The sequence below is a fragment of the Achromobacter anxifer genome (assembly GCF_903652925.1).
Taxonomy (GTDB): domain Bacteria; phylum Pseudomonadota; class Gammaproteobacteria; order Burkholderiales; family Burkholderiaceae_B; genus Achromobacter; species Achromobacter anxifer.
The window spans coordinates 180278-195618 of sequence record NZ_CAHLAR010000005.1 but is presented as its reverse complement, the minus strand read 5'-3'; the positions used below and the strand labels follow the sequence as shown (position 1 = coordinate 195618).

The following is a 15341-nucleotide window of genomic DNA, read 5'->3' as shown; positions in this document are numbered from 1 at the left end:
AAAACAGGGTTAAAGGCCCGTAAACAGTGGCTCTCCGGAGCGAGCGACCTGGCTAAGGTCCCCAAAATTGTTCCAAATACGCCACAAAGGTCCCTGTATATGTCCTAAGGGGATAGAAAGCCCTTCTGCTTTGGTGGTGTGCCAGATAGCTGGCGCCAAAAGGTCCCACTTTTTGTCCTGCCATCAACCTAAGAAAGTGGCGCTGTGGGTGGTTCCCGGGCCCCACGAAGGGAAAGTCTCACTTTTTGTTCTGTTGCTGCGACGAGACAGAGAGAAAGGTCGCAGTTTTTGTTCTATCAAGAGTTTGCACGCGAGAAAGGCCCCACTTTTTGTCCGGTCTGCTCTGGCTGGTGGAAGGTAGGTTCATTGAGTGAGGCTAAGGTCCCAGTTTTTGTGCGAAATGGCCTCCTGTTGCGCACAAAGACCGATTCGAGCTGCCCATAACTGCCGGTTTTGACCAGTTTTGCGCTTTGATCTGATCCGCTGAAGCGTCAAATCGGTCATTTTGGTCAATTCGATCCCCTATAGCGCACGGACCTTAGCGGCACTCAGGTGGAATCAAACCAAAAACTGGGACCATACAGATAGCCCGGCAACATCACTGCTTTGCGCATTCATCAGTCCATAGCTTAATACGCAGATATCGTGCAATTCAGCAGAATTTACTTTAAACTTGCATTTTATGTTTAATTGCGAAGGGGAACGGACGATGTCGGTGAGCTCAAAGGCACTTATTGATAGGAGGGTAGGGCTGGCAGCAGTTGGCCAGTTCTCGGAAAAACTCAAAAAAATTACTGATGAGCTGCGCGATCAGATCATCGCCCCAAGACCGCGAAAGAATCCTCCCACATTTACCTCCTCCCAAGTCGCCGCGCTCTGCGGAATTGATCGGAACCGATTTAATTACTTATTCTCCAGGGAAGGATCTACGCTTCCTCAGGGGGCCGGTCAAGGCAATCGACGCAGTCGTGTTTTCACCTTAGCTGAAACGCGGGAGTGGGTGCGACAGGTTGCGGAATTCCCGAAAACACCTCTCCAGACGAAAAATGCCGGGGAAGGAAAGGTGATTTTGATCAGTAACTTCAAGGGGGGCTCGACGAAAACGACCACCGCCATGAACCTGGCGCAAGGTCTTTCGTTACGTGGTCGGAAGGTACTGATCATGGATCTCGACCCGCAGGCCTCGATCACTGAGCTATGCGGTTTATATGCCGAGAAGGATGTCACGGAAGAGGATACCGTCCTCATGCACATCTACGAGCCGGATAACCATCCACTTGAGAACGTTATCCAGGAAACGTACTGGGATGGTGTCGACCTGATTCCGGCTCACACTGGGCTCTTCTCCGCTGAGTTCCACCTGCCTGCAATGACGTCTCAGAATCAAGGCTTCCGTTTCTGGTCAGTCCTGAGCAAGGGCATCCAGCCGTTGCGGGCCAAATATGACTACATCATCGTTGATTCGGCCCCGTCGCTGTCATATCTCACAATCAACGCACTGATGGCGGCAGATGCGCTGGTCATGCCCCTGGTGCCTGAGAGCTTGGACTTCATGAGCTCAGTGTCCTTCTGGAGTCTGTTTTCGGATATGGCGAACTCGTTCTTGGAGCGTGGCGAAGAAAAGTCTTACGATTTCATTTCAGTGCTGCTTTCGAAAGTGGACTATGGTTCCGCGTCCTCCTCCTCCGTGGTGCGCTCCTGGGCCCAGCGCGCGTATGCGGATTGGATGCACACCATCGAGATTCCTGCCAGCTCTGTGGCCAGCAGCTCGGGCCTTGCCCTGGCAACGGTTTTTGATATGAGCAAGGGCGACGTACCCGAGAAGTCTCTGTCGCGCGCAAGGGATCCAATGGCAGATTATTGCCGCTGGCTGGACGAGCAATATGCTGACCACTGGAGGAACACGCAATGAACGCTCAGAAGAATTTTCGGCAACGGATGGCTGAGAAGACAGCAGGCATGCGGTCGACCTCAGAGGTGTCAGATGCCGAGCTGGATACTTCTACGCCGAAAGCCCCGCGTACGGCGCCGGGCGCCTTGAGCGCTCTGGCCAATGCACAGATCAAGATTGCTGAGTTGGAGAAGCAGGTCTCCGGGTCAAACCTACTGCTGGTCGAGAACATGTCGCCCAACCCGTGGCAGCCGCGTCGGCGGTTCACGGCAGAGGCAATGGATGAGCTGGCGAACGGCATCCGCGAGGCAGGCCTGATCCAGCCGATCATCGTTCGGCCAGACCCGAACAATCAGGGGCATTACCAGATTGTCGCGGGTGAGCGTCGTTGGCGCGCGCACAAGATGTTGGGCCTCACTGAGATCAAAGCCTTCATCGTCGACCTGTCGGATGCGGAGATGGCTATCCACGCGATGATGGAGAACCTGAATCGCGAAGACCTCACGGACTACGAAATCAGCCTTTCCATCGCTCGCATCCAGGCAGAATTCCCGAGCCGTACCGCGGCCGCGGAAGCGCTAGGCATCTCGAAGGCGCAGATGAGCCGGCTGATGTCTTACCCAAAGCTGCCGGCATTCATTATCAAGGATCTTGAGGATCGGCCCGAGCTGCTGGGCGCCAATGCTGCGGCGGCGGTCGTCAGCGCCTATTCCCAGAACCCAACCGCTGCGGAGAAGCCGCTCGAGGAACTGTGGATCATGCTCAAGCAAGGCGAGCTGGACCAAGCCAAGGTCGCCCCGCTGCTTATAGACCGAGTTACCCGCAAGGTCCAGGTATCGACTCGTCGTCACGTACGATCCTTCTACGCTGGTGGCGCCAAGGCCGGCGATATCCGGCGTGACGCCTCGACCTTTACCATTCGATTGAAGACGTCGGTATTGACTGAGGATCAGGAGAAGAGGATCAACGAGTTTATGGATAGCCTCTTCCCCACAGATTGAGATCCGCAGCACCTGTCTCCAAGCCCCTTTCGCAAGGGGCTTTTTATTGCGTGTTTTCTTCGTGACTGTTCCTAGTAGGAACACCACTGCCGGCAATTGACCCGCTCTCTGTGTTCCTACTAGGAACGATTCCGCTCCACGGATAAGAGCAGGCTTCCCAGTTTCTGTGTTGCTGTGTTATTGGCTGCGAAGGATTTCAGCATCGTTCCTACTAGAAACAAATGCGGCTGAGTCAAATGTCCTGGTTGGTCCTATATCAACAGCCGCCTTCGAGACCTAATCTATTATCTGTGCTTCGATCGGACTGTTCCTAGTAGGAACGCAATGAGACGTGTCAATGGCCGTTGGAAGTGTTCCTAGTAGGAACGATCCAGCACCCGGGTTAAACACGCGTTATCAGTCCACTGGTGCAAGGCTGGGGGCATCGCGCGGAATTCTAAATTCCTTCCTGTTAGGCACAGACCCTCAACTAGGCAAGGAGTCGATCCTAATAGGGACGGTCAGCTCCTTGGGGAAATTTCAAGGTGGGCGCCGAGTACGGGTGATGAATCCGCGAGGGACGCTGCTTCGTTCCTAGTAGGAACGATTCCCGCGTTTGCCCAGCCAGGTCGTCGCGCGCAGTCTGAGATTCGTTCCTACTAGGAACAGCGCCCCGTTGTTCGTCAAAGTGTTCCTAGTAGGAACACGGAATCAGCCAATGTCGTTCTGACCGAAGAAGTTGCCCATCTCCTTGATGCTGCGAGTGCGCTCGGCGCGGACATAGATGGACGTCGTCTGCTGGGAAACGTGGCCGAGGATTCGTTGCACCACGTCCAAAGGCACATCATCAGCTGTCGCCCGCGTCGCGAAGGTGTGGCGTAGCGCATGGGGCGCAGCCTGGAGAAGCATGGTGCGGGCCTCATCGGAGAGGTCAATGCGCTCATCCCTGGCTAGCCGAATCAAGGTGGTCTTCACGACCTGGTACAAGCCATCCGGAGAGAATCCGTTCCCCGTGAGCTCTGCATACTCATTCAGATGCTTTGCACGCGCGGCGGGTGTGGCGGGGATGGCAACCGGTGACACCAGCGCGAGTTCGCCCGCAGCAGGCGACTCGAAGTCGTGGCCCCGGTCTTCCCAGTGGCGGCGAATCAGCGATACGACATAGGCCGGCATGAACACCGTACGCCATTTGTTGCGTTTGCCCAGCACAGCGAGTTCCCACAGCCCATTTGAGTTGGCCTTCAATTTGGGGTCGCGGACCTGCTTGAGGTTACCCCGCACTGCGCCCGCAGCCTCCTCTCGACGGATACCGGTTGCCCCGATCAACTCAATAGCAGCATGGGCTAGCCGGTACTGGACGCTGTCCAGCGGTGTAGGGGCCAGGTCTACAGCAGTCGCCAGCACGCCAGCCGGACCGGTGAGCGCCTTCCATAGATCGTCAGGGAGAGCCTTGTCCAAGTCTAACGGGGTCTCCTTCACCGAGGCCAGGGGGTCCGCGACGGTGGCCCACGGGTTGCCGCCGAGGTATCGAACACGCACAAGCCAATCAAAGAATGTCCTTATTGCCTGCACAGCGTACTTCTGCGACTGAGGCGACAGCGGCCGCTCAAATGGCTTCCAACGGGCCGATGAGCGCGCCACCTTGACGCCCATCCAACCAGGGGCGGGTGCTGCAAGAAAGTCCTTGTAGGCCTCGCACTCCTCCAGTAGGACGCTGGATAGTGGCATGCGGCGTACGCTGACACACCACAAGAGGAAACGTTCAAGCTCCTTACGGTAGGCACGCAACGTCTTCTCGCTGCCCCGGTAGCGATACAGGTAGGCCTGCACGGCCTCAAGGTCGTTGCGTGCCGAGATCAGGCAGAACGTGTTATTGCGGTTTCGGCCCTGACTGCCATCGAGAGCCGTGACCACGGAAGCGATGCGCTCGAGGGGTATGAGCTGCGTGGATGGACTGAATTGGACCAAGCCCGAGATCGGCTTGTCGGAAGGTTTGGTGAAGCCTCCAACGGTGTTGGCGTTGGCCGACAACCAGCGCTCAATCGCCAGTGCCTTGCCGCGGCCGATGCGCGGGACGGGCCGGTACCAGCCATCGCCTCGCAGCTCGATGGTCTTCTTCAGGTCGGAGACGGTGACAATGCCTTCGGCGGCCAACGGGCGGCTTACCAAGGGTCGCAGCCAGATCGCCAGAGAATCATTCGGCATCGGGTCTGCTTGGTCTCGCTCCCCGGCCTGGATCAAGAAATTGATGGTGCCCGCGGGCCAGGAGTTGAAGGTGCGGGCGTCTTCCAGGTTCTTGGCAATGAGCGGGTTAGCGCGCCGGGCCCGCTCGATCAGGTTGTCGCGTAGGTCATCGAGCCACGCCTCGAGCTTTGCGTCCGTTTCGATTCCGCGCTCAGATAGACAGTCCTCAGTGAACAAGCGATCACGGATGAAAGATATAGGCAGCTTATTAAAGCGGTAGCGCAGCGCAGCGAAATCCAATCGCGTGTAGCGTCGAACTGGTGCCGCCACCTGATTGTTCTGAGCCATTGAGAAAGACCATAGAAAATGATCACCATATTCTACGGAGGCCCCGAGAAAAGCTCCAATCATTACGACTGGAGCTTTAGGAGGATGTGAATTTCATGCCTGAGGTACTGATTAAACTGCTACTACTACGCTTGCGCCGGATCACTGCTCTGCTTTGTGCTCGTTGTCGGCTTCCTTGCCCGGAACAACGGCGCCGTCGGCAATGCCGCGAACGAACGCTATTTCCTTCTTGCTGGTTTCCAGGAACTGGGCGGCCGTCGGATTCGTCGGCGCCAGTCTCTCCACCCGATCCAATGCTTGGATCAACCATTTGGGCTGCTGATCCTTACTGGTGGCCAGCATGTCGGTGGCCATGAGGGAGTGCTTCTTGAAGAAATTGTTGCCCTCTGTCAGGCGGTACTTTTCGCCAGCGCGGAACAGGATCTCGGTCTCTTTGCCCTCGCAGACCTTTTGGTTCACGAGGAAGACCATGCCTGCGGTGGTTTCCGGGGCGGCCTTCAGCACCATTTCTTGGCCATCTCCCATGGGGCGGATGTCATCCCAGTCGCGGACGAAAGGCACCATCACGCCCTTGAACTCACACTTGCCCTGACCGTCTTCGCGGTAGAACTCACGGTGCATGCTCACGGAAACGATGCCGTCTCGCTGCGGCGGGGCCTTGTAGTCCTCGCTCGAGTAGAGCTGAACTTGGGAGATGGCGACGCCAGCGGCGAAGACGAGATTGATGATGTCGAACATGGTATTTCCTCTTAAAAGTTGATGGATAGCGCTCTACGAGGGCCTGCCTCGTATAGCTGTCTTGTCACAAAGTGGAAAATTTCCCTTCGCAGTAAGGCGAGATTTCTCCCCACCAGGGCTTGTGAATGTGCTGCTCATCGTTGAATACGATGCAGCCCTCGGCAAAGTTGGCCACGACCAGGCCGTCCGGAGCCAACAGTTGGCCGAACAGGAAAGAAGGGGAGGTGCTCACCTGGCGCGCAAGACTCATTGCGGTCCGCAGGTGGAGACTTTCTTCTTGCTCAAGGACGACTCCATGCAGGTCGTCCCGGCGCATCCAGATGACGGTGAACGATACGGTGCCCATCCAGGCCTCTTTTCGACAGCGGCGCTCGCCGCAACACGTCGTATAGCCAAAGACAGGGTTTTCCTAAAAAGAAACAGCCGGCATATAGCCGGCTGTGGGAGTTGAACCTGTTATGACCTAATTGCACAGTCGTTTAAGCAGTTTTCCGATCCAACGGCCGAGCTCGACAGTTGGGCTGAAAAACTCGCGGGTTCCTGATTTGATGCCGTCCATGATGGCTTTTCCAACCAGGGTCAGATATGAGTGTGCTTCATTCATGATTGATCCTAAAAAGTGCCTAAGGCTGGGCGAAGTCCATTTCGCCCAGGACTCTCGTCAGTGCTTGCTGAACAGGTGTTTCAACCCGCTCTTTACAAGGCCGAGAAGTGCCAATCCAAAGAGGACGTACTTCGCACTTTTAGCCATGAAGCCCAGCTCAGCCGCGGCATGAGGCATGAGTTCACCAAGGTAGTGCAGAAATTCTGCGGCAAACATGGCAAACGCAACTACAGCAACAAAGGCCACGACGCTGGTCAGCTCCGCCACCACCATGAACAGGTAGTGGAGGAAGTTGGCCTTCATCAGCTCGAAAGCTGCGTCAGCGTGTGGGGTTTTCACTTCGGGGGATTTGTTTTTCTCAGACATTGGATGGTTCCTTTCTAGTTGTTGTCTGGTGACGTATAGGCAACAGAAAGGAAATGCCTGGTGGTGGGCTATACGGGGTAGGTCAGCGCGATTTCCGCGCACTACTACCCTGAAAGGACAGAACCATGAGCCCCCAAGAAATGAAGACCGTTCCCGTTCGTTCGGCCCAGCAGATCGTGGATCAGACGGAGGAACTGGCAGCCCTGCTGATGAAGGAGGTCTACCAGCGTCATGGCGAAGGAATACGGTTCCATGAATCCCAAAACCCTCGCGCGCAACACATGTGGCGCCTGGCCTGCCAAATCCAGGAACTGCTCACGGATACCGACCCTGAAGACGCTCTGATGGAGCTCGAGGATGAACCGGAGGTGCCGGCTAACCCGGAGGTCGCTCAAGGCTTCCTGGTCCTCCAGGAAGGTGGGTCGTCTGCCGAGATGTACGCCCATGGCTTCGATACCATCGAATCTGCGGACAGCTACCGTGAGTCGTGCGTGAAGGATGGCTCGTACCGCACTTCTCAGCCGATCCCCATTCCTCAGGCACTGCTGGATCACCCTGACTTCTGCGAGGTGGCACAGGACATAGCAAAGGGTGCGGTCAACGTCGACTACCCCGAGGTCAAGGACTGATATTCACCCCTCCCAGAGCCCGCTTAGTGCGGGCTTTTTCTATGCCGGCGATGCGCGTATCATTACCGTAATTACGGTAATTACGATAATTATCATTATCGAATAACTTAGGATAATTCGAGGGAGCGTGACTATGAGCAGACCGATCGCTACACCGGAGGCCATCGACGCCGCCATCACGGCCATACTGACTGAAGGCAAGGAGCCGTCAATCATTCTGATCCAGGAACGCATCGGAGGTGGCTCATTCAGCACTGTGAAGCGTGGTTTCGACGCCTGGAAGCAACGACGAGCCCGAGATGCCGCCTCCGCGCCGCCGGCGCCAGCAGAAATCGTTGATCGCGGATTGGGATTCGTGCAAGAGTTATGGGCGAATGCTCACCGGCAAGCTCAGCGGGATGTCGACGCGATTCGCGCCCAGACAGAGGAACAGCTCGCACAGGCGCGCGCGGAAATCGATGAGGCCACCCAGGAAGTCGCTCGACTCGAGCGTGTTGAGTCGGACCAGCAGGAACGGCTCAGCGCCTTTGAGGCGCAGTTGAGCGCCGCTCAGCAGGCTTTGACCGAGGCAAAGGTTCAGGCGGCTCGCGCGGCCGATCTGGAGCGCGACCTGGTTGCGGCACGTGCTGAGTTGGCCGCCGCGCGCGAAGCTGCCCAAGAGAGCGGCGAACTGGCGGCCAAGCTGACCGGCGAGCGGGACGCAGCGCTGGGCCAGGTGCGGGAGCTGACCGCCGTGCTGCGGGCGCCGGCGGCCTCGCAATCGATGGACGACCAGCCTCAGGCGCATGGAGACGGGCCCAAAAGTGAGACTTAAATGCCAGGTACCCCAGAAAACCCCCAATAATCCTTACCTGATAATAACAATTATCAGGTAAGGGTGCGTGGACATGGGGGGTTGCGGCTGGTTCAGTTCACGGTTTGGAGGTTGCAGCGGCACTGGAGGCCGCTGAGGTGATGCGGCCGCTCTTGTTCGAGCACCGTGGACTCTACGCTACGCCGATCTGCGATCAACCACAAGGCGCGGCCCCATTTGTCGGCCAGATCCGTCTGTGTCCTGATGGAATGGGCAAAGAAAATCCGCACCTGGACGGTACGGCAGTTGGTTCACCTGTGCGTATAGCGTGAGCGGCCTACCCTACTCAGGCTCGACTCTTGACCTTGCGATGGACATTCGTGTAACGTTTCGTCCGAGTCCTGCGTCCATCGGCCTATCGGCAACGCGATCGTCACCCTAGCCTGAAGTCACGCTGGGGGGCTTTTGTTCAACCGATAATTTGATGGATACACGATGAAGATCGTTTACAAAAACACCAAAATGGCCGACCGCACAGCTTCTCGCTTGCCGCGGTTCTTGCCCGACATCTCCCCTCTCCCGCCTGAGTTCCATCTCAAGGACGCGACCGCGTTTGTCCTCGGTCACGATAATCTGGCCGCATTCAAAGAGGCGTGCTTCCCCGAGGCAAAGTTGTCCGCCCTGGACGAAGACTGCAATCCGGAAACGCTGGCAAAGCGCCGGGCCTACCAAGCGCAACGCCTGGAAGAATTCTGCGCTCGCCTGGGGCTCGTTGTGGATGGCCCCAAGGTCATCGATGCCTGGCGCCCGTCTGCACGACATCCGCAAGAGAACACCACTGACATTGTCCTGGTCGAAAAGCAGCGTGCTGAAGGCCGGCCGAAGCGTTGCCTTTTCTTGTTGATGGAGTTGGAGGCTTCGGGTCGTACACCAGTGCCGGAGGAGGTCGATTTCATCACCGGGTCGTTCCGCAGCTGCCGCGGCGTGAATCTGGAGCTTGTCGAAACGTTCGCTGCCCCGCTGGCCATCCGGCTGATCAACAAGAAGGAAGGCGCCGAGCCGCCGATCGGCTTTCGTATTCTTGAGGCCCTGGTGGCCGCCGGCTGCGAGTACGCGATGGCGTCGCTGGCAAAGGCCTTGCACCACGGCTGGGGCGGAGGTGAGAACTACCACCGAGCCCGCTCGCTGGTGTCTGCGGTGTTGGCCAAGGTGGATCGGGGTGAGCTGGACTTCCTGGAGCCGGTGTCCTACGCCGAGCTCTATTCCCTGGGGGCCAAGCTGTGGATGCACGGCTTGGGCGGTGCCATTGATCGCAAGAAAGCGTATGAGCTCTATGTCAGTGCGGCCAATATGGGCCACGGACCGTCGTCGCTTATCGTGTCGTGGTTCCTGACACCGCCGCGCCCTGAAGATGAGCCTAGCGTTTACACGGGCGTGGTTGAGCCGAACTTCATGCTCGCCGCTGCCTATTTCCTTCAAGCTGAGCGCGCCGGCTACAACCGCGTGACGAAGCAGTTCAACCGTTCTGAGGTACTGTAATGACGAACAAGGCTTTATTCGATGCTGGTTACAAGGTCGGTCTGATTACGAAGGTCGCACCGGAAGATCCTTACGAAATGTCGACTTTCCATGATGACTACAAAATCGGGTTCATCTTGGGACATAGCTATTCGCAAGGCGTGCAGGCAGCCAGCGGGATCATGGACGCCATGACTGCTGGAGAGTTGGCTTTCCGCTATCACGTCCCCGTGCGTCAGGTGCTGGATATGGCGGGCTATGACGGCGAGCAAGTGCGGATCTTTGAAGATGCGTATCGCCAAGCACATGAGAACTATCTCGAAGCGGAAGGCAACGAAGACTGAAGCCCAAACCGCTACGTCGAGCCGCCTTCGGGCGGCTTTTTCATGTGCTGCTCAAACCCAACCAGGTAAAAGAAAGCCGCCCGAAGGCGGCTGTAGAGTTTGGTGATCCCTTCGGTTCAGTGGGCCACTGATGTGACGCCGCGTCGCGCCAGCTCCGCCTCCATGGGTTCGAGGCTTCCGATCACCTTCATATCTGCGATGGCCTGCTCAGCTGCCAGTTGTGCATAATCACCCATGCTGGATGGTATATGGGCCGCGTAGAGCATCTCATCGGGGGTGACAAACCCTTTGCGGCGCAACATGCGCACGGTGTTTTGGAGATGCTGCGTCGTCATGTCGACGATGGCCAGCACGCGGCCGTCGCGGCAGGTCCAGGTGGTTTCAGAGTGCACGGTGTGTCCTTTCAACGAGTGGTGGTCCTTTTAGGTATAGGACTAACCGTTACCTCGATCAGCCCAGAAATTGCATCATTTCCTGGGAGAAGGCGCCCGTGTCGTCAAACACGTAGATTTCGTCCTCGTCCTCGGTGGTGAGCACCAGGGGCCAGGGTTGTCGGCTGTTCAAGGTTCGATAGAGCCGGCAGGCGCGGCCGCGGACCATCAACGTCACATTGGCCAGATGCAGATCACCGGAGCCTGGATCGCGTTGAACGTCGAAGGCCTGGCCATCATGGATGAGCTCTACGCCCACCACGCCGGCAGTCTCCAAGTTGACATAGATCTGGCCGTAGCATTTCAGCAGATTCGCTTCGTTGAAGAGATCGCGGGGGATGACGCGTTGGTAGTTCATGGTGGTGCCTTACGTAGTTGGTGGTAACCGGATGGTCACACATAGGATGCCCTCTTCCCGGTATAGCGCCCCGGCCGCAGGACGTCCTGCTTGACGATTCGATGCATGCACGGTCAAATTAAGGCTCCCAGCGATAGCAGTCCCTCAGCTGCTATGCGCGCCGGCTCATCGCACGGTGAGTCGGCGTGCATTTCCGGACGGAAATGTTGGATGGTGCCGATGACCTCCCCGTGCCAAGGGAAACACGGCTAGGCTCCCAGGCCGCCCGTAAGGGAAACTTGGTGCGAGGCACGCGCGGGCGACCTGGTACGCCAGGTCGCCATTTCCCCTCGATCCATTCCTGCCGTGTTCCCATTATGAGCATTATCGTGACCCGTACTGGCGATGAACTACATATCGCAGCTGGCGCCCGCCGTCTTGAAGCGCAGCTTCAGATGCATGGCGAAGCCAAAGCTATGCTCGACGGCACGGAGATCAGCATCGTGCGCGATGCAAGCGGTAAGCTGATCGTCGTCCCTGTCGCCGCAAACGAGGCCTCGACCGCATAGCGTCGACATTTGACGCTCTGCTCTGGCCAGCAGGGTCATTAGACCCTAAAGAACCAACGCCCCCAGATGATCTGAGGGCGCTTGAGTGTTTCGGTTATGTTGGCCTCGCGCTTATGCAGCGAACACCGAAATAGCTTCACTGTTGTCGGTGAGGACCATTCCGTTGTCGCCAGCTTTTCCGCTGGCAGTCGTCATGATCTGGGCTTTGAGCAACAACAGCTCTTCGCTGTTGAGCTTGTCTATGAAGGACCCGGTGGCCAGGTGCGAAAAGTAAGCGCCGCTGGCATGTGGGCCACTCATGTAGACGCGGCCATCATCCGCAGCGCCGTTGCGCAGGAAGATGATCCCGATGCGGGTGTCGCTCTGTATGGTCACCTTGGCGCCGTCGCTTCCCGCCTGAAGTGGGTAAACGTCAAATTCTTGGCTTTTGCGCATACCCGCAAACTTGCCATTGAAGCTGATCGTGCCCAGATTGTTCTTGTGGATGTTCGTGATCATGTGTTGCCTTTCTGGAGTGTGATTGGACTGTGAGTCAGGTCCATTCACGTATAGCGACCCGCATGGCTCCCAATGAGAATCGCCCCCAGCTATGCTGAGGGCGAGTGAGTCGTTCAAGGTTTACGGCGTGCGAGGATCGAAGACCGTCGCGGAGCCGAGGACGACCAGGTGCAGATGTTCATCGTGCTCTGGCTCGTAGGGTTCCTCAAGCATGCCTTCAAACTGCTCTGTACTGGGCATGGTGCCCTGTGGCACGAGAAAGGCATAGTGCGAATCGCCGTGCTTATGCTCATGCTGGCCCAGTATCAGGACCTGGTCCAGTTCTGCCAGAGCCTCCGCTTCCTTCATCACCGCAGCCAACGCATTCGCGTCGATCACAGTCAGGTCACCGTCACAACCCTCGCTGCTCGCCGAGTTGTTGAGGTCAATCAGCAGGGACAGGAGAGTTGTGAGCTGGCTTTTTGCGTACATGGTGTGTTTCCTTTCTTTCGGTTTCTGGATCAATCGACGTTGGTCAGGCGGATCATGATGTGGTCGCTCGCGACTCCACGCGCCGGCTTGAAATGCTGCCGACAGATTTCGACGAGTTTGTCCCAGATGTGCTCAGGCATGTTCGATTCAGGACCTTCGCCAGTCAGGCCCGGATCGACCAGGACCACGACGTCGGACCATTCATCGGGAGTGCCGCCCTGGTGCCACGTGAACTTGCGTTCGCCGTTGTTGAGCCAGGCTTGGAACTCGGGATCCGCGAAGATCTCGGGTGCATTGATCGTCAGCGCATTGGTCACATTAACTTTCATTGGGGACTCCTTTCATAAGTGATGGCCTCCCCTCGTATAGCTCGCCAGGGATCAGCTGCGAAAGCTAGCCAGCAGTTTTTGCCAAAGGCTTGGCGCCGGCGGCGCATCAGCGGGCATGGGATCTGGAATGGCCATGGGCACGCCGGCGCGCTCGTACACCGCCCGGACGATGGCTCGCATCTCGCTAGGCACCCGGGCCAGGGTGTCCCGGGCGTACGACTCGAAGAGGCCAAATCGAGCTTCGGCGATTGCAGCCGCCATCGATGCCGTTGTATCCGTATCGCCACCGATGTACACCGCGCGGCGAATGGCGTCATCGAGCGAGCTGGCGGCCAGGGCGCAGTCGATGGCGATGGGCACGGTTTCGGCGGCGTCGGTGCCGCCGGGGCTCAGGTCGACCCAGTCCTGCATTGAACGCCCAAGCTGGTAGCCCTCCGCAGCGATCGCTTGCTGAATGGTGCCTGGCGCCATCCCTTGGCGCGCGAGCCAGATGGCGGTGGCGATTGCGCGCGCGCCTCGGATGCCTTCAGGATGATTGTGTGTTACCGCCGCGGTCAGGGCCGCCAGGCGTTGCGCTTCTGCCAGTGAGGGCGCGAGCCAGGCGCACGAGGAGCAGCGCATCGCACCGCCGTTGCCCCAGCTCTCATAGGGGCCCATGCTGGGCCGGTAGACCCAGGAATTGAACATTGATCCGTAGCCCATGCCGGGGTATCGCCGGCACCACTCGCGCAGGGTGTCGGCGATCGGCAGGCCATGCAACAGGGCGTCGGCGATGGCAACCGTGCATACCGAGTCGTCAGTGATCTGGGCGGAGGGATGGAACATTATGAACTCGGAGTCGCGACAGTAGCCGCCTTCCCAGGGTGACCCACAGATGTCTCCCATGATTGCGCCAAGCATTGATATCCTTTCTTCACGGCTTACCAGGAATCAGTCGAAAGCTGTCCCGGCAGCGCAATGTATAGCCCGCATTCGCATCTGTTTGGCGGTGTGCTGTGGACAACCATGTCTATCCTGAGCGCGTAACCCCCTCATGAGCGGTAGGCTATGAGAGGGTATGGTCCAACAGCTTGCTGCGGGAGCTATTCGGACCACTTAAGCACGATTCCGCCCATGGTGCCGACGTATCCGATCCCGCCTTCTGCAATCCCCGCACCGCCGTTATCCGGGTCGTTAACATTGCCTGCTGCCGTGCCTTCTCCCGGAGACTCGGAGTAAAGGATGAGGCCCGTAGTAGAGACATAGGACGACGCTCCACCTTGGGCTGGTGCAGTCCCGGTGCTGCGGCCGCCACCGTTCGGGTAGCCGCCTCCTCCGGCCCCCAAATAAGCACCGTTGACAGTAGCACCGTGCCCGCCGACGCCCGATGCGCTTCGCGGAGCAGCCAAGCTGCCTCCACCAACACCTGGGAGGGGCTGCCCAGTGTCAGCCGTGAACGAACCTCCGCCCCCGCCTCCCGCGACGACGAGCAACGTCGAGCCTTGGTACACCGCAGCCGCCGCGCCACCGTAGTTGTTCAGCTGGCCCGTATTGATTCCGTTGCCTCCGGCGAATGATCCATAGGAAGTAACCTTACCGACAGGAGTAGCAGCCGTCAGAGCGGTGCCAGGCTGAATCCTGAATAGTGCTCGCACGGCGCCACCTCCACCGCCGAATGCCACTTGTCCTGTGGTGGGATGGACAGCTTTGCCGCCGGCAGCGCCCCAGGCCTTAATCTCCAGCATGGTGCAATACTTGGGCATCGTGAAACGGCCAAAGCCACCGCTTCGATATTCGACTTGGCCAGGTTTGCAGGAGCCCTTTTCAACGGCAAGCTTGTATGTTTGGCCGACCTGCTTGTCCTTGTAGGCAGCGGTGACTTGAATTTCAGCCCCGTCACCAGTGGTCGGTGTTGTGGGTGTGCCAGTCAACGCACCGTTGTTGAACACAAGGCCGTTCGGCAGCACTGAGGCCATGGACCAGATGACATCGGACTTCTGGTAGGCCGCGTCACCGGTGACGCTTAGAACTTGATTGAAGTCAAAGCCCTGGTAGGCTTCGTCCTCAACTCCCGTGGGCAGTGCGAAGCTATCCAGCGTTAGCACCACTTCGGGCTTGGGCGCAATGCTGGTCTCCCGACCTGGCAACGGGACAACTGAATAGTAGGTTGCGGCAATGGATGCGCTGACTGGCAGGGCAACCAATAGCCCAGCGATTTTTTTCGTGACGTGCATGTGAGACCCTTCAAAAGGCATACGCGCCTGGGCGGAATGCCTAGCGGCGTATCACGTATAACGAAAACGCAAACCAATCGTGAAATCATCTGCCAATA

19 protein-coding genes are annotated in these 15341 nt (G+C 57.9%); 7 read left to right on the top strand and 12 right to left on the bottom strand.

What is annotated here, in order from left to right:
- The first annotated feature begins 709 nt into the window (after positions 1-709).
- Positions 710-1912 (top strand): AAA family ATPase, encoded by a 1203-nt coding sequence (locus tag HWY37_RS17505; protein ID WP_176089306.1) that lies wholly within the window; start codon positions 710-712, stop codon positions 1910-1912.
- Positions 1909-2892 (top strand): ParB/RepB/Spo0J family partition protein, encoded by a 984-nt coding sequence (locus tag HWY37_RS17500; protein ID WP_176089305.1) that lies wholly within the window; start codon positions 1909-1911, stop codon positions 2890-2892. Before HWY37_RS17505 ends, HWY37_RS17500 begins: the two co-directional genes overlap by 4 nt.
- Positions 2893-3582: 690 nt before the next feature.
- Here HWY37_RS17500 and HWY37_RS17495 read toward each other — a convergent pair.
- The 5 genes from HWY37_RS17495 to HWY37_RS17475 all read right to left on the bottom strand — a co-directional run bounded on the left by HWY37_RS17495 (position 3583) and on the right by HWY37_RS17475 (position 7111).
- Complete coding sequence (locus HWY37_RS17495; RefSeq protein ID WP_176089304.1) at positions 3583-5403, bottom strand: phage integrase family protein; 1821 nt, start codon at positions 5401-5403, stop codon at positions 3583-3585.
- Between the two features lie 141 nt (positions 5404-5544).
- Positions 5545-6141 (bottom strand): hypothetical protein, encoded by a 597-nt coding sequence (locus HWY37_RS17490; protein ID WP_176089303.1) that lies wholly within the window; start codon positions 6139-6141, stop codon positions 5545-5547.
- Between the two features lie 64 nt (positions 6142-6205).
- Positions 6206-6487, bottom strand: a complete 282-nt coding sequence (locus tag HWY37_RS17485; protein ID WP_176089302.1) for a hypothetical protein — start codon at positions 6485-6487, stop codon at positions 6206-6208.
- Positions 6488-6604: 117 nt separating this feature from the next.
- Positions 6605-6745 (bottom strand): hypothetical protein, encoded by a 141-nt coding sequence (locus HWY37_RS17480; RefSeq protein ID WP_176089301.1) that lies wholly within the window; start codon positions 6743-6745, stop codon positions 6605-6607.
- A gap of 57 nt (positions 6746-6802) precedes the next feature.
- A complete protein-coding gene (locus tag HWY37_RS17475) occupies positions 6803-7111 on the bottom strand; it encodes a hypothetical protein (protein WP_176089300.1) in 309 nt (102 codons plus the stop codon).
- Between the two features lie 125 nt (positions 7112-7236).
- On the opposite strand from HWY37_RS17475, the gene HWY37_RS17470 reads away from it, so the two are divergent.
- The 4 genes from HWY37_RS17470 (at position 7237) to HWY37_RS17455 (ending at position 10395) form a co-directional block, all read left to right on the top strand.
- Complete coding sequence (locus tag HWY37_RS17470; RefSeq protein ID WP_176089299.1) at positions 7237-7740, top strand: hypothetical protein; 504 nt, start codon at positions 7237-7239, stop codon at positions 7738-7740.
- Positions 7741-7873: 133 nt separating this feature from the next.
- Positions 7874-8554 carry a DNA-binding protein gene (locus HWY37_RS17465; RefSeq protein WP_176089298.1) on the top strand — a complete coding sequence of 227 codons (681 nt, stop codon included), beginning with the start codon at positions 7874-7876 and terminating at the stop codon, positions 8552-8554.
- A 474-nt stretch (positions 8555-9028) separates the two neighbouring features.
- A complete protein-coding gene (locus HWY37_RS17460; RefSeq protein ID WP_176089297.1) occupies positions 9029-10072 on the top strand; it encodes an SEL1-like repeat protein in 1044 nt (347 codons plus the stop codon).
- The gene (locus HWY37_RS17455; RefSeq protein WP_176089296.1) at positions 10072-10395 is read left to right on the top strand and encodes a DUF2623 family protein; all 324 of its coding nucleotides are present in this window, start codon (positions 10072-10074) and stop codon (positions 10393-10395) included. The genes HWY37_RS17460 and HWY37_RS17455 overlap by 1 nt, the downstream gene beginning before the upstream one ends.
- 116 nt (positions 10396-10511) lie before the next feature.
- On the opposite strand, the gene HWY37_RS17450 is transcribed toward HWY37_RS17455, so the two are convergent.
- Both HWY37_RS17450 and HWY37_RS17445 read right to left on the bottom strand, forming a co-directional pair.
- Positions 10512-10787 (bottom strand): hypothetical protein, encoded by a 276-nt coding sequence (locus HWY37_RS17450; protein ID WP_176089295.1) that lies wholly within the window; start codon positions 10785-10787, stop codon positions 10512-10514.
- A gap of 58 nt (positions 10788-10845) precedes the next feature.
- Positions 10846-11184: a hypothetical protein gene (locus tag HWY37_RS17445; protein ID WP_176089294.1), complete on the bottom strand. Its 339-nt coding sequence runs from the start codon at positions 11182-11184 to the stop codon at positions 10846-10848.
- A 356-nt stretch (positions 11185-11540) separates the two neighbouring features.
- Between HWY37_RS17445 and HWY37_RS17440 the strand changes: the two genes are divergently transcribed.
- The gene (locus HWY37_RS17440) at positions 11541-11732 is read left to right on the top strand and encodes a hypothetical protein (RefSeq protein ID WP_176089293.1); all 192 of its coding nucleotides are present in this window, start codon (positions 11541-11543) and stop codon (positions 11730-11732) included.
- A gap of 111 nt (positions 11733-11843) precedes the next feature.
- Here HWY37_RS17440 and HWY37_RS17435 read toward each other — a convergent pair whose 3' ends face one another.
- The 5 genes from HWY37_RS17435 to HWY37_RS17415 all read right to left on the bottom strand — a co-directional run bounded on the left by HWY37_RS17435 (position 11844) and on the right by HWY37_RS17415 (position 15243).
- Positions 11844-12230, bottom strand: coding sequence for a hypothetical protein (locus tag HWY37_RS17435; protein WP_176089292.1), 387 nt, complete (start codon positions 12228-12230; stop codon positions 11844-11846).
- 120 nt (positions 12231-12350) lie between these two features.
- Positions 12351-12701: a hypothetical protein gene (locus HWY37_RS17430; RefSeq protein WP_176089291.1), complete on the bottom strand. Its 351-nt coding sequence runs from the start codon at positions 12699-12701 to the stop codon at positions 12351-12353.
- A gap of 29 nt (positions 12702-12730) precedes the next feature.
- On the bottom strand, positions 12731-13030 hold the full coding sequence (locus HWY37_RS17425) for a hypothetical protein (protein ID WP_176089290.1): 300 nt from the start codon (positions 13028-13030) through the stop codon (positions 12731-12733).
- A 51-nt stretch (positions 13031-13081) separates the two neighbouring features.
- On the bottom strand, positions 13082-13930 hold the full coding sequence (locus HWY37_RS17420; RefSeq protein ID WP_176089289.1) for an ADP-ribosylglycohydrolase family protein: 849 nt from the start codon (positions 13928-13930) through the stop codon (positions 13082-13084).
- 182 nt (positions 13931-14112) lie between these two features.
- A complete protein-coding gene (locus tag HWY37_RS17415; protein WP_176089288.1) occupies positions 14113-15243 on the bottom strand; it encodes a hypothetical protein in 1131 nt (376 codons plus the stop codon).
- Positions 15244-15341 lie beyond the last annotated feature (98 nt).